Annotated in this window: 4 protein-coding genes and 2 pseudogenes; 2 read left to right on the top strand and 4 right to left on the bottom strand. The window is 48.3% G+C overall.

The features are described 5' to 3' along the window. Window positions 1-24: 24 nt before the first annotated feature. From R7035_RS15540 to R7035_RS15530, 4 genes and pseudogenes are all read right to left on the bottom strand, one after another. Window positions 25-2,025 carry a methyl-accepting chemotaxis protein gene (locus tag R7035_RS15540; RefSeq protein WP_049537031.1) on the bottom strand — a complete coding sequence of 667 codons (2,001 nt, stop codon included), beginning with the start codon at window positions 2,023-2,025 and terminating at the stop codon, window positions 25-27. A gap of 121 nt (window positions 2,026-2,146) precedes the next feature. After that, window positions 2,147-2,500 (bottom strand): hypothetical protein, encoded by a 354-nt coding sequence (locus R7035_RS15535; protein ID WP_005375589.1) that lies wholly within the window; start codon window positions 2,498-2,500, stop codon window positions 2,147-2,149. A 432-nt stretch (window positions 2,501-2,932) separates the two neighbouring features. Further along, window positions 2,933-7,878 (bottom strand): annotated as a pseudogene (locus R7035_RS26175) (tandem-95 repeat protein). Between the two features lie 66 nt (window positions 7,879-7,944). After that, window positions 7,945-21,018 (bottom strand): annotated as a pseudogene (locus R7035_RS15530) (tandem-95 repeat protein); the annotation flags it as partial. Between the two features lie 183 nt (window positions 21,019-21,201). Here R7035_RS15530 and R7035_RS15525 point away from each other — a divergent pair. Further along, window positions 21,202-21,570, top strand: coding sequence for a hypothetical protein (locus R7035_RS15525; protein WP_031777210.1), 369 nt, complete (start codon window positions 21,202-21,204; stop codon window positions 21,568-21,570). Window positions 21,571-21,579: 9 nt separating this feature from the next. Continuing rightward, window positions 21,580-22,929 carry an HlyD family type I secretion periplasmic adaptor subunit gene (locus R7035_RS15520; protein ID WP_033906830.1) on the top strand — a complete coding sequence of 450 codons (1,350 nt, stop codon included), beginning with the start codon at window positions 21,580-21,582 and terminating at the stop codon, window positions 22,927-22,929. The last annotated feature ends 1 nt before the right edge of the window (window position 22,930 follow it).

The raw sequence follows: 22,930 nt of genomic DNA, 5'->3' as shown, positions 1-22,930 counted from the left end.
TAGATGAACAGACGTAAACCTTATCTATGCCGTTTTGAAAGTTGCCATCTGTTGATTCAGCTCAGTAACTTGCTCTTTTACTTGCAATGATGTTTCTGATGCACGTTGGCTGTTATTCGAAACCTCATCCACTGATTGAGTAATGCCGGACATCAATCCAGTGATCGAATTGGTCGCATGAGATTGCTGCTCTGCCGCTGCCGCAAGCTCTGCCATTTGTTCATTCAAGGAACCTATTTGCTCCGTAGTAACAAGCAAACGAGTTACCGCTTTTTCAATGTGCTCAGCGCCCTGCTCCGCAAGTGATTGACTGTGTTCAATCTCCTCAACCACCGAATGGGTCGAGCGTTGAATCGCATTGATGATGCCGTTGATTTCCGTCGTCGATTGAGTAGTGCGCGTCGCTAACATACGCACTTCGTCCGCCACAACCGCAAAGCCTCGCCCTTGGTCACCTGCGCGCGCTGCTTCTATCGCGGCATTCAATGCCAGTAAGTTAGTTTGCTCTGCCAAACCTTCAATCACTTCCGTCACTCGACCAATGGCTTCGCTCTCTTTGCTTAGCTGTGTGACTTGCGTACTCGCAGTTTCAATGCTGCCGTGCAAACTTTCCATGGTGACTTTGTTTTGCTCTAGTGCATCGCGACCTTGTTCAATCTCGCCTTTTGAATCAGAAAGCTTCTGCACCGATTGATTGGCTTGATCTAGGGTGTTACGCGCGGCTAAAGCGATTTCATCCAATTGGCTTCCCATTTCAACAATGCTGGTCTGTTGCTGTTCAACATTCGATGAAGTGACTTGCGCCGATTCCAATAAAGCCCCCATGCTGGTATCCACTTGGTGCGCTTTCTCACTCACCCCTGCCACGATGCTCGCTAACGATTGGTTCATGCGGTTAATCGAATCGGTAAGGTCTGCCAATTCATCTTTCCCAACAACAGTTAACGGAGGCTGAGAAACATCTCCTGAAGCGATCGTCTTGGCTCGCTCCGATAAGTTTTTCACTCGGCGACCAATGGTGTTGCCCATGTATTTTGAAATCGCTACTGCGGCAAACAAAACTAATGCTGCTGCAATCAACATAGTGGTCAGTACGTTCTTGATCGACTGATTAATACCCTGTCCACTTTGATCAGCACGACTTTGCTGAGCCAATACGATCGTTTCTAAACTTTGGTCTAGTGCATCCGCTGCTGGCAACAGTTCATTCGCCATTAACAAGTTTGATTCGTTCCATTCTGGCGATTGACGCAATGCAATCACCTGCTCTGCTAAAGGAAAGTACAGTTGCTGCATTTCTTTAAACAGTGACCACAGTGATTGGTCGTTATCGGTAAGTCTGTCGAGTTTGCTATCGATTTCCGCCACAGATTGATTGTGGTATTTAATCAAGTCGTGGTATTTGTCTAGATGATCTTGCTGCCCGTATAACAGGAAATCTCGCAGTGCAGACAGTGCATTGGCGAGCGAGGTATAGCTGTCGGCATAAACTTTGAACAGACGTTTTCTGTCTCCACCGAATGGGTTTCCTGACTCTTCGTTGATTAAGCTTTGAAGCTGGTCAAGTGCCACTTCTGCAATGGGTGCCGCTTCGTTAATAAAGAGGTTGTGTGCGGGTAAGTTCTCATCACTGTGGCTAAGTTCAATCAGCTTGTTTAGAGAAACTTTTACCGCGTCCCACTGGCTTTGGATCGCTTGAAAATCCTGTTCAGAGATCAACGCCTGCAACGTTGGAAGCGACTCGTCTGTAGATGCCATGATATTACGCACGTCCTCACTCAGACGTGCGCTCGCCTCTTCATCGCCACCTAGCAACATGTAGGCTCGAATCGAGGACAGCGACGCTTGAACGGACTGTTGGATGCCGCGACTGGTGTCGACGGTCGGTAAATCGGATTTAAGTAACGAAGAGGCGTATTGCTCTACGGTAGTGACGTTGCGATACGTGAATACCGCTGATGCCATAAAAAGTACGGCTAGCAGCACAAAACTGAGCTGCAACTTCCCTGATATCGTAAGGTTCATCCATAAACTCCTGACAACGATGAGCCTTAAATATAACGATGTTTACAAAAATGTTAAATACAGGTGTCAAAAGTTACTAAGAAAACCATGTAAACCACTATTTTAAGCCTATAAATAGGGCTTATTCGAAGTATGGTATGCGCTCACTACGTAAAATCAGATAATTAACGTAAGTCGTTTCTAAGCAGTCTTGCTCCCACAACGAAAGAATCCGCTTAGTGGCGAAGTAGTAATCTTTATTACGCAGTAGCACGCCCACCGTGCGGCTGAGCTGCTCAAAGCGCTGTTGCTCATTAGCAGAGATGTAATTGTCTTCATTCTGAATGATGGGCGCCAATCCATCGGCAAACCAATTGTTCAGAATTTCACGCATCTCAAGCTCTGACTCCGGCACATCGATACTCGACAACTCTCGATGCTGTGGTGGTGGCACTATGTACTTCGATGCTTTTGGCGAACTGACATAACGGTACATGTCGCTCCTCCTTGTAAATGACTCTTATACCCAAGTGACTTCAAGATGCAGGATTCAGAGCGTTGTCATTGATTCGGGGTCAAGGAAAACAACGCAGCGTAATAGTCAGCTCTTTCCAAGTTGTTTGACACAGAAACCGAGTCAATGACACGCTCCCGAAGGGCGAGCTGTCTTGGTTTGTATACTTTGTTGTCGATTCTTGATTTAGACCCACTAGACCTTTAAATCGCCGCCGCGTCTACAAACCAAGCCATTCTCGCTGAACCTAACATCTCGAGGTTACTTGGGTATAAACTAGCTAAGAATACTTTTTTCAATTTCCAAGTTTTTTTCTACAGCTCATAGAAAGAAGCCCAACAAAAAAGCCATGCAAAGTAGGCTCTGCATGGCTTTGGTTCGGGCAGCAATGACACTGCCCTTGTCTAGGACTGGTTACATTGAGCTTTGATCGAAATCGTTGCCTTGGTCAGTACCCGTTTGAGTATCCGAGTCGAAGCTGCCAGAGTCATCCGTGAAGTCGACACCTTGCTCTTGACCTCCCGCACTTGTCCAGTCGCTGCCGCCAGATTCCATACCCGCCATGTCTGGTTGCTGATCTTGAGCAGAACCTTGCATGGTGTATTGATCATCGACTTCAACTTCAACTTTGCCACTCGCACCTTCTACTGCGCTGCCCAATTCATCGTAACCTTGGAATTGGATTTCGCTCGTACCTTCGTAACCTTCTGGTAGGTCAACCGATACTGGTTGGTTCAGGTTGCCACTTAATGTGAAGCTGCCATCGCCATTATCCAGTGCGTTGCTTACTGATGCACCATCAGGTAGACCGGACATTTCTGCATAATCCACCGATTCGTTACCACTGACCTCATCTGGAACCGAGATAGAAATGGTATAGCCTGGTGCTGCAGTCACATCAGCTGTGCTCTCGTCTTCACTGTCTGCACCGTTTGCTGCTTGTTCTTCAGGCTGTTGCGCTTCGCCAACTTGCTGCTCTGCTGATGCTTGAGCAGTTTGGATTTGTGGCTCGTCGCTTTGCGCTGAATCGTCCGCAACTTGGATGCTCAGATTCTGAGTCGATACTTCACCATTGTCGTTGACCTGAACATCCATAGCCAAATTGCCATCGAAGTCATCGTTCGGCCAGTATGTCCACTCTTCATCGCCTGATTTCGCAAAGAAACCAGCATCGTTTGCATCGGCGACATCCAACACTTCTGCAGAAGGGCTAATGCCAAGCTCATCAATCAACTGCGCTTCTGTTAGGGTTAGTGAACCATCATCAGCCAGTGCGTAGCCTTCACTGGTTGTGGTTTCACCTTCACCTTGGATGTCGACATTGAAGAAGCTCTCAATGCGGTTTTCACCGTCAGTTGCAATGAAGCCAACTTGAACATCTCCGGTGTAGCCTTCTGCTGGTGTGAATTGGTAGTTACCTTGGTTATCGGTCTCTATCACACCTTGACCTTCCATTAGGCTCACTGACTCAATGCTCAAGCTGTCGCCTTCTGCATCGCTCAAGGTCGATAGCATGTCATCATTGGTGAACGACAAGGTGCCATCCGCTGCCATTTCTGTGGTAGAAATGCTGTCGATTTCTGGAGAAGCATTCTCTTGTGGTGCGTCTTCTTTCACGACCACACCTGTTTGCTCATCATGAAGCACACCGTCTTTATCAATCACATAAGCGATATCCGCTTCACCAGTAAAGCCTGGTGCTGGATTGAATGTCCATGTGCCATCACCGTTATCGACAATCTCACCTTGGCTGCGATCAGCTAGGTGAACGAATTTCACTTCATCACCCGCATCAGCGTCTACGTTTTCTGCCAATCCGATTAGGTCATCAGCGGTTAGGATAACGGGTTCACCCGCTAGGGTTTCGAAGTCACCTGAATCGATGCCATCTTCGAACTCTTCTGGCTCGTCACCGTAATCCACCGTTGTTGCGGTCACGGTTACGAAGAACTCGCCATTAAAGTCAGCCGGAGGCGTCATTTGCAGGTCTGAGATATCCCACTCGTTCAAGTCGATGTATTGACCCGGTTCCGTGATGGTAATGGTGTTCACACCATCCGTAACTTCGAAGCCAACAGGGAAACCAGTCATCACTAGGTTACTTAGCGTTTCTGAATCGTCGATTAGACCGACATTCAAGCCTAGGTGACCTGTTTCGTCCTCACCGAAGACTAACGGACCATCATGGTCGGTTGTGATGACCGCGCCATCCGCAACAGGGCGAACAAACACTGGTACATCAAGAACCGTCTCAAACTCACCGTCACTTACCACAACTTGCAAGTCAGAAACCCCTGCAAAATCGCCAGTCGGTGTGAATGTCCAAGTACCGTCACCGTTGTCTGTTACCTCACCACCATCTTCACCTTCTGCGGTGATAATGCGTGATACGACTAGGTTTTCAGTATCGATATCGCCGAACAAGTTCATCAGGTCGCCAGCGTCGAAGGTGAATGCGCCATCCTCGTCGGTTGCCATAAAGGCATTACCCACATTGAATGGAGCATCGTTGACTGGAATGACATCCACATTCAACGAGCCTTCAACCACTTCTTCACCATCCGTCGCGGTGTAGCCCAGTTCCACCAAACCATTGAAGTCTTGAGTGGTCACCAAGTGGTACATACCATCTGGTTGTTGGGTTAATGTCGCGTTTGCAGGAGCACGAACCGTGATGCTTTCTACGCTGATTTCGTCACCATCAAGATCCGTAACTTGATCAGCGATGTAAGCTGGGTCAATCACCATGACCACATCTTCTTCGCCTTGCATCTGGATGGTTGGCGCTTCTGGTGCATCGTTAACCGCTTCGACGTTTAGATTGCCTTCAACCGGCGTAACTAAATCACCATCGCTGACGCCGAACGACATTGGCACATCACCATTGAAGTTCTCAGCCGGAGTGAATGACCAAGTACCATCACCGTTGTCTAGCAAGTCACCGTATTGCTCATCAATCACTAAGTCGACAGCAGACAGTTCGTCGTAGGTGTTATCGATGTCTGTCGCGTTAACAAGCAACATGTCCTGCGTGATAAGAATGGTGGTATCTTCGGTGCCAGCAATATTCACTGGCGTTGATTGCGGCGCATCGTTAATTGGGTTCACCGTTAGGTCGACGCCCACTTCCACGCTCGCACCATCGTTATCAATCAAGTCGAAGCTTAGGTCGATATCGCCATTGAAGTTCGCATCAGGCGTAATCGTAAAGCTACCATCTTGGTTCTCAACAACGGTTGCATTGGCTACCGCGGTTAAGTTCACTGCTTCTAGATTATCGCTGTCTACGTCACCCGCTTGAGCCAGTAACTGCTCTTGACTCAATGTGATTGAACCGTCTTCATCGACGCTGTAAGCCAAGTCGCCAGATACCGGAGCATCGTTGACTGGCAATACATCAATGTTCGCGTTGGTTGTCGCAGTTGCACCGTCTTCATCAGCGACGACTACGTCTAGGCTTACGCCACCGTTGAAGTTTTCATTTGGTGCGAAGCTGTAAGTGCCATCGTCATTCGCCGTTAGAATGCCGTCGTTACCACTGTAAGAGACGCTTTCTAGGCTCACGTCGCCTTCCACATCGCTTGATTGCGCTAGCAGTTGCTCTTCCGTGAAGATAATGACTTCGTCTTCATTGACAGAGTAACTTGTCGCACCTGCGATTGGTGGATCGTTCACCTCAAGAACGGTAATACCCGCAGTGGTTGAGTCTGTCGCACCCTCTTCATCGACAACTACAACGTCTAGGCTGACCTCGCCATTGAAGTTCTCGTTTGGAGAGAAGGTGTACGTACCATCACCATTGTCTTGGAACACGCCATCTGCGCCGCTGTAGCTGACACTATCAATCGCGACTTCGCCTTCGACGTCAGATGAGTTAGCCAATAACTGCTCGTTACTGATGGTGATCGAATTGTCTTCATGCACCGTGTAAGACGTGCTGCCTGCAACCGGTGGATCGTCTCTGGCGTCACGCTTACGTCGATATTTGCGGTCACGGTATCCGTGCCATCAGAAACATCGAAGGTAAAGTTCACATCACCATTGAAGTTCTCGTTTGGAGCAAAGCTGTAGGTACCATCACCGTTATCGGTTAGGACACCATCAGCGCCAGTGTAAGTGACACCTTCTACCGATAGGTCATCACCATCGATATCCGTTGCGCCATCAAGCAGATCTTGGTCAGTGAAGGTCAACACACCATCTTCACCAATGGTGAACGCTTGATCTTCCGGCTGCGGCAAGTCATTGACTGGGTTAACCGTTAGGTCAGCCGTTGCAACGATAGTATCGCTGCCATCATTGATATCGAACGTGATATCAATGTCGCCATTGAAGTTCGCGTCAGGCGTGATAGTAAAGCTACCATCGTCATTAGCCGTAACCGTCGCATCACCGTCAACCACTAGGTTGGAAGCGGTTAGTGCATCACCTTCTACATCCGTTGCTTGTGCCAACAATTGTTCTTGGCTTAGCGTGATTGAGTTGTCTTCGTCGACACTGTAAGCCAAGTCACCCGATACCGGAGCATCATTGATTGGCAGAACATCAATGTTTGCCGTCGTCGAAGCGGTCGCACCATCTTCGTCCACGACTACAACATCAAGATTCACTTCACCATTGAAATTTTGGTTTGGTGCAAAGCTGAACGTACCATCACCATTGTCGGTAAAGATACCTTCGCTGCCACTGTAGCTCACGCTATCTAGTACTACCTCACCTTCAATATCGGAAGAGTTTGCCAACAACTGTTCTGCGCTGATGGTGATAACTTCATCTTCATCAATGGTGTAACTGGTTGTGCCTGCGATTGGTGGATCGTTCACCTCAAGAACGGTAATACCCGCTGTTGTTGTATCAACCGCGCCGTCCTCATCAACCACGACAACATCTAGGCTAACATCGCCTGTAAAGTTTTCGTTTGGTGAGAAGGTGTAAGTACCATCGCCATTAATTTCTAGCACACCGTCGTTACCGCTGTAACTCACGCTACTGATCGCAACATCACCCTCGATATCAGACGAATTAGCCAGTAGTTGCTCGTCACTGATGGTGATCGAGTTATCTTCATGCACTGTGTAAGACGTGCTGCCTGCCACTGGTGGATCATTCTCTGGCGTCACACTCACATCGATATTCGCGGTCACGGTGTCCGTGCCATCGGAAACATCGAAGGTAAAGTTTACGTCGCCATTGAAGTTCTCGTTTGGTGCGAAGCTGTACGTGCCATCGCCATTGTCGGTTAGGACACCGTCTGCACCTGTGTAAGTCACGCCTTCAACGGTTAGGTTGTCACCTTCTACATCCGTCGCGCCTGTTAATAGGTCTGCATCTGTGAAGGTAAGAATACCATCCTCACCCACGGTGAACGCTTGATCTTGTGGCTCTGGAGCATCATTGACTGGTGTTACTGTTAAGTCGAGGCCAGCAGCAACCACTTCTTCCCCGTCAGTCACATCGTAGGTGAACTCGATGTCACCGTAGAAGTTCTCGCTCGGAGTAATGGTGAAGCTGCCATCCTCGTTCATTTCAACCGTTGCATTTTCATCATTGGTGCTCAGGTTGATTGCACTTAAGTCATCGCCATCGATATCAACAGCGTGCTCCAGTAACTGCTCTTGAGTTAGCGTAATGCTATTGTCTTCGGCAGTGACTGCGCTGATATCACCCGTCACTTCTGGTGCATCATTGGTTGGCGAGATATGAATCGTCACATCTTGCGTTGCTGTTGCCGTGGTTCCGGTATCCACATCTGTAGAGGTTGCATTCACGGTTAGCGTCACATCGCCATTGAAGTCCGCAGAAGGAATAAACTCTAGCCCTTCTAGCTCGCCCGGTTGTAGTGACCAAGTGCCGTCACCATTATCGACACCCGCTGATAGCGCGCTGCCTTCTGGCACATCTTCAATCAAGATAGAGAGGTTTTCTGAACCATCGGTATCGGTTAACGCTGCATCGATATCAAGCGGCACTGGTGTATCTTCGGTACCAATGATTTGGTAATCCGCATCCGCTACCGTGATTTCGATGTTGTCGATACCGAACGATTCATCCCAAACGTCTTGATTCAAGGTTGAGCCGAAGCCCAGTTGCAATTCACCATCCTCGACAGGAACCGTTAGGTTGATTTGGTGAGCTTGGTCATTCCAACCACTGAAGCCTTCACGTTGAGAGGCTCCGTGGATCACTTCACCCACTTCATTACCATCTGAGTCGTAAAGCGTTGTCGTACCATCTTGAGTACGGAACGCGGAGTTTTCCAAGGTGGTTAGCTGTTCACCGCCCACAAAGATTTGGAACGACTCGCCATCCCAAGAATCGATTTCGTAGAAGCTAAACGAGATATTCACTTCATTGACATCGCTTGGGATATCGTAAGTTTTGCTGACCGCTTCATCACCGCCAGTGCCACCAATACGACCCAGCATGTCGCCCGTTTCGAAGCCTTGTGAGCTCTCAGTGTTCGCGTTCCAACCGTTCGAGCCAGACTCGAAGTTATCAGAAGCAATCGACAGCTCTGGCATATCGACCACAGATTGAACATCAATGTTCGCTTCTGCTGGCACGGTTGCGGTGCCATCGTTGACATCAAACGTCACGTTCACGTTGCCGTCGAAGTTTTCGTTTGGTGCGAAGGTGTAAGTGCCGTCACCGTTATCAACCAAGGTACCGCTGTCAGAGGCAACGTTTTCAACCGTTAAGTTATCACCATCGATATCACCTGCATTTTGCAGCAATTGCTCTTCGGTAAAGGTGAAGCTGGTGTCTTCTTGCGTAACAAACTGTGGCTGACCAACCGTTGGCAAGTCATTCACTGGGTTCACAGTCAGATCGGCAGTGGCTTGAATGGTTGCATCACCGTCCGTAATGTCGAAGCTCAGATCAATGTCGCCATTGAAGTCCGCATCCGGTGTGATAGTGAAGCTACCATCATCGTTCGCAACAACGGTCGCATTACCGTCAACAGTCAGGTTGGATGCGGTTAGGTCATCGCCATCCACGTCGCTGGCTTGAGCAAGAAGTTGCTCTTGGCTAAGAGTGATAGAACCATCTTCATCCACGCTGTAAGCCAAATCACCTGATACTGGAGCATCGTTGACTGGCAATACATCAATGTTTGCATTGGTTGCTATCGTTGCACCATCTTCATCGGTCACGACAACATCTAGGCTGACATCGCCATCGAAGTTGGCGTTTGGTGCGAAGCTGAATGTACCGTCACCGTTATCGGTAAAGATACCGTCGGAGCCGCTGTAGCTGACGCTATCAATCGCAACTTCACCTTCAACATCAGAAGCGTTCGCCAATAGCTGTTCAGAGCTAATGGTGATGACTTCGTCTTCGTTCACTGAGTAGCTAGTCGCACCTGCGATTGGTGGATCGTTCACCTCAAGTACTGTAATACCTGCGGTAGTTGAATCCGTCGCACCGTCTTCATCGACCACGACAACATCTAGGCTCACTTCGCCATTGAAGTTCTCGTTTGGCGAGAAGGTGTACGTACCGTCACCATTGTCTTGGAACACGCCATCTGCGCCGCTGTAGCTCACGCTATCAATCGCGACTTCGCCTTCGACGTCAGATGAGTTAGCCAATAACTGCTCGTTACTGATGGTGATCGAATTGTCTTCATGCACCGTGTAAGACGTGCTGCCTGCTACCGGTGGATCGTTCTCTGGCGTCACGCTTACGTCGATGTTTGCGGTCACGGTATCCGTGCCATCAGAAACATCGAAGGTAAAGTTCACGTCGCCATTGAAGTTTTCGTTTGGCGCGAAGCTGTAAGTGCCATCACCATTGTCGGTTAGAACACCATCTGTGCCAGTGTAAGACACACTTTCTACCGATAGGTCATCGCCATCGATATCCGTTGCGCCATCAAGCAGATCTTCATCAGTGAACAGCAAGACGCCATCTTCACCAATGGTGAACGCTTGATCTTCTGGCTGTGGTAGGTCATTAACTGGGTTAACCGTTAGGTCAGCCGTTGCAACAATAGTGTCGGTGCCATCGTTGATGTCGAACGTGATATCAATGTCACCATTGAAGTTCGCATCAGGCGTAATGGTAAAGCTGCCATCATCATTTGCCGTAACCGTTGCATCACCGTCAACCACTAGGTTAGTCGCGGTTAGCGCGTCCCCTTCTACATCCGATGCTTGAGCAAGAAGCTGCTCTTGGCTTAGCGTAATTGAATTGTCTTCATCAACGCTGTACGCCAAGTTACCAGATACAGGTGCATCATTGATTGGTAAGACATCGACTGTGATGTAAGTATCAACCTCTGCGCCATCTTCATCGCGAATGGTCACATCCAACTGTACTTGACCGTTGAAGTTTTCATTCGGTGCAAAGCTACAAGTACCATCACCGTTTACTGAGAAGATGCCATCTGGACCGTCGTAGCTGATGCCTACTAGCTCAACATCCCCTTCAACATCCGAAGCATTCAGTAGCACTTGCGATTCACTGAAGGTTAGAACTTGGTCTTCATCGATAGTGTATGCGGTAGGACCTGCGATTGGTGAGTCATTTACCTCAATCACAGTAATGCCTGCAGTGGTCGAGTCCGTTGCACCATCTTCATCGACAACGACAACATCTAGGCTCACCTCGCCGCTGAAATTTTCGTTTGGTGAGAAGGTGTACGTACCATCACCGTTGATTTCCAGCACGCCATCGTTACCGCTGTAGCTCACGCTATCAATCGCCACTTCGCCTTCTATATCAGACGAGTTAGCCAACAGCTGTTCGTTACTAATGGTAATCGAATTGTCTTCATGAACGGTGTAAGCCGTGCTGCCTGCAACCGGTGGATCGTTCTCCGGCGTCACGCTTACGTCGATATTCGCCGTCACGGTATCCGTGCCATCGGAAACATCGAAAGTGAAGTTCACGTCGCCATTGAAGTTCTCGTTTGGTGCGAAGCTATATGTGCCATCACCATTGTCAGTAAGAACACCGTCCGCGCCTGTGTAAGTGACGCCCTCAACAGATAAGTCATCCCCTTCAATATCGGTAGCGCCTGTTAGGAGATCCGCATCAGTAAAGGTCAGCACACCATCTTCACCAATGGTGAACGCTTGATCTTGTGGTTCAGGCGCATCGTTAACTGGTGACACCAATAACTCAAGGTTGGTTGAGACAACATCATCGCCGTCAGACACATCGAACGTAAAGGTGATGTCACCATTAAAGTCCGCATCTGGCGTTAAGGTGTAAGTACCGTCACCATTGTCTGTGATGGTGATGTTTTCATCATCCGTTGCCAAGTTCAGTGCTGTCAGTTGGTCTCCATCCAAGTCACGCGCATTAGCGAGCAAATCTTCTTGCGTGATTAGGATTGAACCATCTTCTTCAACCACAGCAGAAACAGGCAATGCTTCAGGCGTATGTTCAATGTGAGCACCCGTTGCATTGACGTAGATGGTTTGAGAAACGGTTTCAGAATCATTATTTGATAGCTCTGTCGCCGTTGCCGTTACATTGATTTCTAGCTGTTGGTTAAAGTCTTCTGGCAATTGAATCTGTAGCTCTTGTTCAATTGCTGTGGTTGGAAGCGTTACAGAACCATCTGGACCGACTGTTACTTCACCGCTGTAGATCTGGCTGTTCACTTCACCAACATCAATGGTGAAGTTGAAGTCACTATAATCGGCATCGCCACCACCGTAGAGATCTTCAAAGCCGTAAACCAGTTCACCGTCTTCGTTCACAGTAGTTCGAGTATGTTCAATGCCATCTTGGTTGAGCTCTGAGCTTGTGCCGCCATGGAAGACTGCATCACCAAATTGGCTTTGAATCACGGTTTCAGAACCATCAGCACCCACAAACACGAGTTGTGGGTCAACTGTATCCATGTTCGCAGGAGAGCCATCTGCTGCACGGAACTCGTACTGACCATCTTGCATGGACGCAAAGTCATTGAAGTTATGACCGTTAGGAATCAAGAATAGGTTGAAGCTTTCCCCTTCCGAGATTTGGAAGCTGAACTGATCTTGTCCCGGAACGAGGTCACCGCCGCCACCAACTTGAGAGGCGTTTTCGTACACCACTTCAACGCCCGTGATATTGCCGTCTTCATCAACTTTGTAATAGCCAGCTGCGTTTTGGTAACCCGCGGTTTCACCTTCAAAGGTAACCGTGATTTCAGTATCATTGAAACTGGTGATACCGTTGTCTTGATCGTTAAGTACCCCTTCGTTGTCGTAGCTGATCACCGAACCTTCTGGAACACCATCAACGGTCACAGTCAGCGTTTCTGACAAGTCTTGGTCAACCAATGCTGCGGCGATGTTCACTTCAACAATACCGCCTGGCTCAACCAAGATCGCTTGGTCATCCACGTTTCGACCGTCGCCATCAGTGATGACTAGGTCTGGCGCATCTGCTACGGCTTCGATATGGACATTAATGTCTTGCTCAACTTCATCCGTACCGTCAGAAACCGTAAAGCTGAACTGTAAGTCACCACTGAAGTGCTCTTCTGGTACGAAGCTAAATGTACCGTCACCGTTGTCCGTTACAGTACCTTCATCACCCGAGTAGTTAATGCTCGTAACAGTGAGGTCATCACCATCAATATCAATCGCGCCACTTAGCAGATCTTCTTGCGTGAACAGGATGCTGCCATCCTCTTCAATGTGGTACATGCCAGGCGCAACAATTGGAATGTCATTGACTGGGTTCACCGTCAATGTCATTTCATTGGCAACACTCAATTCACCGTCGCTCACTTCATAAGTAAACTCGATGTCTCCGTTGAAGTTCTGTGAAGGCGTAACGGTAAAGGTGCCGTCGCCGTTATCCACGATAGAGGCATTAGGATCATTGGTTTCTAGTGCCGTTGCGTATAGGTCATCACCATCTTGATCGCTGGCATTTTCAAGCAGCATTTCTTGTGTCACGAGAATAGAGCCATCCTCGTCCACGTCTGCCACGATTGGCGCTGCTTCTGGTGCGTCGTTGACGAACTCAACTTTCAAGTCGATGTTTGCCGCCACCACATCGGTGCCATCACTCACATCAAACGTGAGGTCAACATTACCAAAGAAGCCCTCCTCTGGCGTTAACGTGTAGGTGCCATCGCCATTGTCTGTTACTTGAACCGTATCGCTTAAGCTCGTCACGTTCACAACAGATAAGTCATCGCCTTCGATGTCCGTTGCTTGAGCCAGCAACTCTGCTTCAGTAATCGTGATAGCTTCGCCGTCTTCTGTGGTGAAGGACAAATCAGGCACATCTGGCAGGTCGTTCACTGGGTTAACGGTGAGGTTTAGATCCGCGGCGACGGTTTCGATCGCGTCAGTTACGTCATAAGTAAATTCGATTTCACCAAAGAAGTTTTCGCTCGGTGTAATCGTGAAGCTACCATCAGCGTTCTCAACGATGGTTGCATTAGGATCGTTGGTCGACAGGTTCACCGCTTCAAGGTTGTCACCATCCACGTCCGTCGCGTTCGCTAACAAGTCTTCTTGAGTGATGGTAATTGAGCCATCTTCATCGACGACCGCATCAACCGGGCCGCTGACCTCTGGACCTTCGTTGACGATCTCAACATCGATCTTCGCAGTGCTTGGGGCACTTGCTTGACCATCGCTGATGTCGAAGGTCAGGTTCACTTCACCATAGAAGTTCGAAGTTGGCTCGAAGGTAAAGGTGTTGTCGCCGTTGTCTGTCAACGTACCTTGTGACTGGTCAACAAGCAGCAGGTTCTCGATATGCAGGATGTCGCCATCCACATCGGTCGCACCTGATAACAGGTCTTTTGCTTCGATGATGATGGTGCCGTTTTCTAGCATTTGAGTATGCAGCGGTGCACCAGGAACTGGTACATCGTTGACCGGAATAACGGTCAGATCTAGATGGGTATCGACTTCATCGGTGCCATCGAAGACTTTGTAATCAATGTCGACTTCACCATTGAAGTTTTCATTCGGCATAAAGGTGTAAGTGCCGTCGCCATTGTCGACAAGCTCACCGTTATCACCGCTGTAAGAGATATCAGAGATAGACAGCGCATCGCCTTCCACGTCACTTGCATTGGCAAGCAGATCGTCCGCGCTAAACGTAATGCCCACATCCTCATCAGTCGACAACACAATCGGACCAGAAACGATTGGCGCATCGTTTACTGCTTCGAAGTTGATGTTGATGATGTTGTCGTCAGTGAGTTCACCATCCGTGACTTGGTAACCTAGCTCAATCTCACCGTAGAAGTTCTCATCTGGTGTGACTGTCCATGTACCATCGCCGTTGTCGGTTAACGTAGCGTGCTCCGCGTTATCCCCCACCAGCTCTAGGTTTTGAATATCAAGAACGTCACTATCGATATCACTCGCTTGTGCGAGAAGCTGCTCTTCAGTGATAACCACAGAGGCAAACTGCGTAGAACCTTCGGTATCGATGGTCACATTTGGCAGATCAGCCGTCAGTTCGATTTCACTGTCACCTTCACGGATATTCAGTTCTACCGTTTCCGTGATTTCCGTGCCGTCCACGCCAATAGATGTGAACACCGCTTCATCATGACAAGTTTGCGAAACCGTCATGTTTTGAACCACGTAAGTACCGTTACCTTGAATCGTACCTAGCTCAAAGTAAGATACCGGTTCGTTCACCGTTAGGGTGTAATCCGTCTCATAGCTACCACGATCTTCTTTGTGGTAAGTCATCGAGTCGATCAAGTCACCATCAGAGTTAAAGGCGCGAATTTCGACTTCCGTAAAGTGGCGAGACTCTTCCATAAACCAGCCGCCTAGACCATCTAGGTGGAAGCTGATTTCGTTGATGTCTTGGCCTTCAACGGTCACAGTCAGTTTTTCATCACCGCTCAAGCCTTGGCGGTCAGTATCGCCAATACCGTGACCGATGTGTGTTTTACCATTCCACGCACCGAGTGGGTCGTCATTACTTTGAACGGTAACTTTCAAATCACCATCAACAAACTCACGTGTGTAAGGGTCAACAGCAGTCCCCCAATCATCGAGGCTAGCGTTGTCATCAAAGGTACCAATTTTACTCGTATGCGTACCGTTCGCCAATGCATCATCGTTTGGAATGAAGCGCACTTCCGTGTCTGCAGGCACCTCCTGCCCGACTTCTAGCTGTACCCATTCGTCATTTAGATTTGCTTCAATGATGCCGTTTTCAGGGGCTTGGTCGAGACGTAACGCAGGCTCTTCACGCAGAGAAACACCCACTGTTTGGTCTTCTTCTGCTTGAATAAAGATCTCGTCGCCCGCTTCTGGCGCATCGTTGACAGGATTAACGGTCAGATCCAACGTGGTCAGAACATCATTTTCGCCATCGCTGATGTTATAAGTGAAGTCCAACTCACCGTTAAAGTTTTCCGTATGCGTAATGGTGAATGAACCATCATCGTTGGCTACGATCGTCGCATCTGGGTCATTGGTTTGTAGATTGCTGGCAACAAGGTCATCACCTTCAATGTCTGTCGCATTCGCAAGCAACTGTTCTTGCGTGATGGTGATGGCGTTATCTTCATCCACTTCAGCTTGAATGCCTGATGTTTCAGGAGCGTCGTTCACCGCGATAACATCGATGCCTGCGGTTGTCGTATCCGTTGCACCATCTTGGTCGATGACCGTAACGTCGAGCGAAATGTTACCGTCAAAGTTCTCATTTGGTGTGAAGGTATATGTGCCGTCGCCATTGTCCACGAAGCTACCGTCGTTACCAGAGTAGCTAACATTCGCCAAGGCTACGTCGCCTTCCACATCAGAAGAGTTGGCTAACAACTGCTCGTCACTGATGGTGATTTGACCGTCTTCTTGAACCGTGTAAGACGTAGAACCTGCAACCGGCGGATCGTTCACTGGTGTCACGCTGACATCAATGAATGCTGGTGTTGAACCTGTGCCGTCAGACACATCGAATGTGAACTGAACATCACCGTTGAAGTTCTCATTCGGCGCGAAGCTGTAGGTGCCATCGCCATTGTCGGTAAGCACACCATCTGCACCTGTGTAGAGAACGTTTTCGATAGACAGATCATCGCCATCAATATCCGATGCGCCTTCCAATAGGTCTGCATCCGTGAACAGCAAGGTGCCATCTTCTTCTACCGTGAACTGTTGATCTTGCGCTTGTGGCAAGTCATTCACAGGATTAACCGTAATGTCCAGACCAACTTGTACCGAGCCACCATCGTTATCAATGATATCGAAGGTCAGATCTAGGTCGCCGTTGTAGTTTTCATCCGGTGTGATGGTGTAACTGCCATCATCGTTGTATTGAATCGTTGCGTTGTCATCTGTCGATAGATTGATGGCTTCAAGGTTCTCGCTATCAATATCGCCCGCTTTGGCAAGCAGCTGCTCTTGGCTTAGCGTGATTGAGCTGTCTTCGTTGATGGTGTAAGCCAAATCACCCGATACTGGTGGATCGTTGATTGGCAATACATCGACATTGATGTGCGTATCAACGGTTGCCCCATTCTCATCTTGAATGGTCACATCCAACTGAACTTGACCATTGAAGTTCTCGTTTGGTGCAAAGCTACAAGTACCATCGCCATTGACGGTAAAGATACCATCCGAGCCTTCATAGCTGATGCCAACAAGCTCTACATCGCCCTCGATATCAGATGCGTTAGCAAGAATTTGTGACTCACTGAATGTCAGTACTGAATCTTCGTCAATCGTGTAAGACGTTGGACCGGCAACTGGAGGGTCATTCACTTCAATGACGGTAATGCCTGCAGTCGTTTCGTCAATCGCACCTTGCTCATCCGCCACAATCACATCAAGGCTGATATCACCGCTGAAGTTCTCATTCGGCATGAAGGTGTAAGTGCCGTCACCGTTGTCTTGGAATACGCCATCGGTGCCTGAATAGGTCACGCTATCGATGGACACTGCGCCTTCCACATCCGAAGAGTTAGCCAGAAGCTGCTCGTCGGAAATCGTAATCGCATTATCTTCATCAACCGTGTAAGACGTTGAACCCGCAACCGGAGGATCGTTCACCGGAGTGACGCTCACATCCACATTGGCAGGTACGGTCTCAGTGCCGTCAGAAACACCAAAGCTAAAGCTGACGTCGCCGTTGAAGTTTTCATTTGGTGCAAAGGTGTAAGTACCATCGCCGTGGTCAGTCAGCACACCATCGCTGCCTGTGTAGCTAATGCCATCAACCGTTAAGTTATCGCCATCGATATCGGTCGCGCCAGCAAGCAAGTCTGCATCGGTAAACTGAAGCGTGCCATCTTCTTCAACACTGAACTGCTGGTCTTGAGGAACAGGAAGATCGTTAACTGGATTAACCGTTAGATCCGCCGTTGCTTGGATAGTGTCTGTGCCATCTGTAATGTTGAATTGGATATCAATGTCACCATTAAAGTCCGCATCTGGCGTAATCGTGAAGCTGCCATCGTCGTTCGCTGTGACGGTTGCGTTTCCATCTACAGTCAAATCGCTAGCAGTCAGACCATCTCCCTCAATATCAGACGCTTGAGAAAGAAGCTGTTCTTGGCTGAGTGTAATCGCATCGTCTTCATCAACACTGTAAGCCAAATCACCCGATACTGGCGCATCATTGATTGGCAATACATTCACATTAATGACGGTATCAACTTCTGCTCCATCTTCATCTCGAATGGTCACATCAAGTTGAACTTGCCCGTTAAAGTTCTCGTTTGGCGCGAAGCTGCACGTGCCATCATCGTTAACGGTGAAAATGCCATCCGGACCATCGTAACTAATGCCAACAAGCTCTACATCGCCTTCCACATCAGAGGCATTCAGCAGCACTTGCGATTCACTGAAGGTCAGAACTGAATCTTCATCAATGGTGTAAGAAGTTGGTCCTGCGACTGGTGGATCGTTCACTTCCAGCACCGTAATTCCAGCAGTGGTGGCATCCGTTGCGCCTTCTTCATCAGCGACGACAACATCAAGCGTAACTTCACCATTAAAGTTTTCATTTGGAGAGAAGGTGTACGTGCCGTCACCATTGATTTGCAACACACCATCGCTGCCAGAGTAGCTCACGCTATCAATCGAGACATCCCCTTCTAAATCCGAAGAGTTAGCCAGAAGCTGCTCGTCGGAAATCGTAATCGCATTATCTTCATCAACCGTGTAAGACGTTGAACCCGCAACCGGAGGATCGTTCACCGGAGTGACGCTCACATCCACATTGGCAGGTACGGTCTCAGTGCCGTCAGAAACACCAAAGCTAAAGCTGACGTCGCCGTTGAAGTTTTCATTTGGTGCAAAGGTGTAAGTACCATCGCCGTGGTCAGTCAGCACACCATCGCTGCCTGTGTAGCTAATGCCATCAACCGTTAAGTTATCGCCATCGATATCGGTCGCACCAGCAAGCAAGTCTGCGTCAGTAAACTGCAGCGTGCCGTCTTCTTCAACACTGAACTGCTGGTCTTGAGGAACAGGAAGATCGTTAACCGGATTAACCGTTAGATCCGCCGTTGCTTGGATAGTGTCTGTGCCGTCCGTAATGTTGAATTGGATATCAATGTCACCATTAAAGTCCGCATCTGGCGTAATCGTGAAGCTGCCATCATCGTTCGCTGTAACGGTTGCGTTTCCATCGACAGTCAAATCGCTAGCAGTCAGGTCATCGCCCTCAATATCAGACGCTTGAGAAAGAAGCTGCTCTTGGCTGAGTGTAATCGCACCGTCTTCATCAACGCTGTAAGCCAAATCACCCGATACTGGCGCATCATTGATTGGCAATACATTCACATTGATGACGGTATCAACTTCTGCCCCATCTTCATCTCGAATGGTCACATCAAGTTGAACTTGTCCGTTAAAGTTCTCGTTTGGCGCGAAGCTGCACGTGCCATCATCGTTAACAGTGAAAATACCATCCGGACCATCGTAACTAATGCCAACAAGCTCTACATCGCCTTCCACATCAGAGGCATTCAACAGCACTTGCGACTCACTAAAGGTCAGAACTGAATCTTCATTAATGGTGTAAGAAGTTGGTCCTGCGACTGGTGGATCGTTCACTTCCAGTACTGTAATGCCGGCAGTGGTGACATCCGTTGCGCCTTCTTCATCAGCGACGACAACATCAAGCGTCACTTCACCATTAAAGTTTTCATTTGGAGAGAAGGTGTACGTACCGTCACCATTGATTTGCAACACACCATCGCTGCCAGAGTAGCTCACGCTATCTATCGAGACATCCCCTTCTAAATCCGAAGAGTTTGCCAACAGCTGCGCATCAGAAATGGTAATAGAGTTGTCTTCGTGAACCGTGTAAGACGTTGAACCAGCCACAGGAGGATCATTCACCGGCGTAACGCTCACATCTACATTCGCTGAAACTGTATCTGTGCCATCAGACACGTCGAAGCTGAAGTTTACATCACCGTTGAAGTTTTCATTTGGCGCAAAAGTGTAAGTCCCGTTACCGTTGTCGGTCAGGATGCCGTCGCCACCGTCGTAGCTCACGCCTTCAACTGTGAGGTTATCGCCTTCAATATCCGTTGCACCAGCAAGCAGGTCAGCATCGGTGAAGATCAGCGTGCCGTCTTCTTCCACCTCAAAGGTTTTATCTTCCGGCACTGGTGCGTCATTGATTGGACGAACAGTTAAATCAATCGAACTAGAAATGGTTTCTTGACCATCACTGATATCAAACGTTAAGTCGAGTTCACCATTAAAATCAGCTTCAGGTGTGACGGTATAAGTGCCATCACCATTATCCACAACTGATGCATTAGCACCCACTTGCACGTTAAATGCGGCAAGATCATCGCCATCAACATCACTCGCGTACCCGAGAAGTTGTTCTTGAGTGAAGGTAATAGTGCCATCTTCATCCATGATGTATGCCAGATCTTGCCCTACTTCTGGCGCGTCATTTTCACCTTCGACTTTAATTTGGAACGTCTCGCTCGTAGTTTCGGAGTCGAAATCGTCTTCTACTTGCGTCGTGGTTTCTTCGCTGGTGTCTTGTACATCCACCGCGAAGCTCTCTTCAGTGGTTTCTGAATCTAGCTCGTCACCACCTTGAGAACCTTCAGAGTCTGAAGAAGCACTTGGCGCAGATGAAGTTTGTACCGCTTGTCCTTGCGCTTCATTGCCTTCTGCGTCCGAACCACCTTCAGAGCCAGAGGCATCACCACCACCGACCGCTTGGGCACCCGCCCCAGAATCCGAACCACCGCTGCCCAGAGCCTCGTCACCTGATTCTCCGCTAGAAGCTACACTATCAACAACATTGGATTGTGCAGCGTCAGAGTCGCTGCTACTTTCAGTATCCTCTTCTTGAACTGCGCCACCCGAGCTCACTGCTTCTTCTTCCGTACCCGCGCCACTAGGATTTTCTTCCATCGCACGATTGGCTTCATCAACAGCATCTGCACTTTCAGCACCAGTCGCTACAGTCGAAGAGACGGTCGACTGCTGTTTTTCTTCTTTTGTCCCCGTATCCTTCGTTTCTGTTTGCTCTACCGCATCGTTAAGCTTTTCATTGTCTTTTTCTTGATTAGTGTCGCCTGCCATTACAGCCTCCGTTGCTTTTTAGCTAACTGGTCGTATTTAGAGGCAGTAAAGGACACCATTTTTAGAAACCAACTTTTTTATACAACTTTTTTCATACCTTTCGAGTTCCATAAAAACAAAAAAATTTGAAAACCCAGTATAAAGATCCTTACTTGTTGTCATTAAAGCAATTAGTGCGGTGGGATAATGATAAATATGACAAATCTGTTGCGCTCAGTCGACAACAGCCATAAAGGGCTGCAATTGCTATTAGGCGATTTTTACCAAGATTTCAGTGACGCAGGGATTGATATTGAGATGCTGCATAAACAAAACCGTTTTGAAGCACTCAGATGTTATTCAAAAAGACTAAAGACGATTCTCGTCTTGTTATGTGATGACGACTTACCACCAAAATTGGCAAAGCTTGAACACTTAAACAAACACCATTTCCCTGCTCCTAATGAATTGATTGAGGATGTTAAAACCGAGCTTAACAACGTAAACAAACAAATTAGCCAGCTGTTAAAAATCGAAAATTCAATCGATAGCCGCACAGGTAGTGAATCGTAGGGGTGGCTCATGAGTAATAAGCAAATAGAACATCACCTCAAAAAGGCGCTCGTTTCGAACAACGAAGCTTCGAAGGTAACAGCAGACGATACAATCGTGCTAGCCAGTGCAATGACCAGCGTACACAAAACCTTGCTGGTTATCTTTTTGCTTTCCATGGTGGCTATCGCCGTGGCATCTCAGGCTCGTATCGACATTGTGGTGTCGGTGCGCGGTGAGCTATTGCTCGAATCTGACATCGAAAAAGTGCAACACCTTGAAGGCGGTATTCTAGAAGAAATGCTAGTGCGCAAAGGCGAAGTGGTTTATGAAGGTCAGCCTATTGCACGCCTTCGCTCTCTGGATAGAAACACTCAACTTGATACGGTAAACACAGAGATCATTCAGCTTGAGCTAGACAAGATTCGTTACGAAAGCCTGCGCGATATGGTGGAACCCGATTTTTCTGCCTACATCGAAAAATACCCAGAATTGGTTCAGGTAAACATGAATACCTGGCAGCAAGAATTTTCTAAAAACCGTTCCAATGAAGAGTTGATCACTCACGATATCCAACATAAGAATTCGCTTATTGATTCAATGCTCAAGCGCCGTAAAAGCTCCGAGAACCAGCTCTCCTTGATACGCAAGCAGCTCAATATTAAGAACACCTTGTACAAAGAGGAAATGGCGTCTTACGTCGATGTTCTGAATATGCAGGTTCAAGAGTCAAACATGGTGCGTGAGATTGAAAACCTTGATGAGTCGGTCATGAATGAGCGCTTCCAACTCGACAAACTAGAGAAGCAGTACCGAGACTTGGTGGAGAATCGTAATGCCGAGTATCAAGCACAAATCATTCAAGCAAACAAGGACTTAAAGTTGAAGCGTATATTACGTCCTCAACACTCAGATAAAGTGGATCGCCTCGTGGTTTACGCCCCTATTGACGGTGTAGTAGATAAAGTGCACTTCAACTTCCGCTCCGCTGTGATACCGCCAGGTGAAAGCATCGCGGACATTGCACCGATCAATAACGCCCTTCACGGAGAGGCGAAGATCCCGCGTAAAGACATGGGTTTTGTAGAAATCGGACAAGCGGTCAAAGTGAAGATGGATACCTACAACTTTGCCAAATACGGATTTTTGGAAGGTCGAATTGCATCGATCAGCCGTTCTTCTTATGAAGAAGAAGACGCTGAATTCTATCTCGCGGAAATCCAAATCAGTCAAAACTATCTAGAGCGCGGAGGCACACAATACAAGCTGTCCCCCTATATGGAGTTTACCGCAGATGTAAAAACAGGCTCACGCCGGGTTATCGAATACGCAGCGAAGCCGGTTATGTCGGCTATCGAAGACGCATTCGATGAGAGGTGAT

This window comes from Vibrio sp. 1731 (assembly GCF_033339955.1).
GTDB classification, from domain to species: Bacteria; Pseudomonadota; Gammaproteobacteria; order Enterobacterales; family Vibrionaceae; genus Vibrio; species Vibrio alginolyticus.
This window is presented reverse-complemented; position numbering and strand designations above follow the sequence as displayed.